We start from the raw sequence: 1,148 nt of genomic DNA, 5'->3' as shown, positions 1-1,148 counted from the left end.
GCCCGCCATCGCCACCCCGGTGAGCACGACGACGGCGGCCACGCCCGTCCACCGGGCCGCGGCGGCGTCGTCGGGGAAGAGGTACAGGCCGAGGGTGGCCGCCATCGCGGCCACCGACGCGGTCTTGCCCGTGACGAAGCCCCAGCCGGCGACGAAGCCGGCCCACGGGTGCAGCTGCCGCCGGCCGTAGACGTAGGCGCCGCCGGACTCGGGGTGGACGGTGGCCAGCTGCGCCGTGGACAGGGCGTTGCACAGGGCCGCGACGGCCGCGACCGCCAGGGCCGCGTACAGCAGGCCCGGGTGGCCGCCGGTGAGCGCGGCCGCCAGGCCGATCGCGGTGAACACGCCCGCGCCGATCACCGAGCCGAGGCCGATCGCGACGGCGTGGAGCAGGGTCAGGCGGCGCTGCAGGGCGGCGGTCATGACGGGGTCCTCCTGGGCTGGGGCAACGCGGGCGGGGCACTAGACTGACGGGAACGGCGCGCGCCCGCCCCGCAGGCGTATCACACGGCGTCGACCATCACATGAACCCCGCACATCGTCCGGCGACCGGACGGAGAGGATCCTCGTGCTGCGCACCCACTCCCTCGGCGAGCTCAACGCCTCGCTCATCGGCCAGACCGTCACCGTCACCGGCTGGGTGGCGCGGCGGCGCGACCACGGCGGCGTGGCCTTCGTGGACCTGCGCGACGCCTCGGGCTTCGCCCAGGTCGTGGTGCGAGAGGAGGCGGACTTCGACCCGCTGCGCAACGAGTGGGTCCTGCAGGTCACCGGCACGGTCGAGCGCCGCCCCGAGGGCAATGAGAACCCGAACCTGCCCTCCGGTGAGATCGAGCTGATCGCGGAGACCGTGACGGTGCTCAACACCGCCGCCGCGCTGCCGTTCCAGGTGGACGAGCACGTGGAGGTCGGCGAGGAGGCCCGGCTGCGCCACCGCTACCTCGACCTGCGCCGCCCGCAGCCCTCGCGCATCATGCGCCTGCGCTCCGAGGTCAACCGGACGGCGCGCGAGCTGCTGCACGGCGAGGGCTTCGTGGAGGTCGAGACCCCGACCCTCACGCGCTCGACGCCGGAGGGCGCCCGCGACTTCCTCGTCCCGGCCCGCCTGGCTCCCGGCTCCTGGTACGCCCTGCCGCAGTCGCCGCAGC

2 protein-coding genes are annotated in these 1,148 nt (G+C 75.0%); one reads left to right on the top strand and one right to left on the bottom strand.

What is annotated here, in order from left to right:
- Nucleotides 1-423: amino acid permease (locus AB0N07_RS51620; protein ID WP_365848001.1), on the bottom strand; the 423-nt coding region annotated here is incomplete at its 3' end.
- A 145-nt stretch (nt 424-568) separates the two neighbouring features.
- Here AB0N07_RS51620 and AB0N07_RS51615 point away from each other — a divergent pair.
- Nucleotides 569-1,148, top strand: a 580-nt coding sequence (locus AB0N07_RS51615) for an amino acid--tRNA ligase-related protein (protein ID WP_365847999.1), incomplete at its 3' end; no start/stop codon positions are given.

The organism is Streptomyces sp. NPDC051172 (genome assembly GCF_040682555.1).
GTDB lineage: Bacteria > Actinomycetota > Actinomycetes > Streptomycetales > Streptomycetaceae > Streptomyces.
Note: the sequence above shows the minus strand (reverse complement) of the source record. Positions and strands in the feature narration are given on the sequence as shown.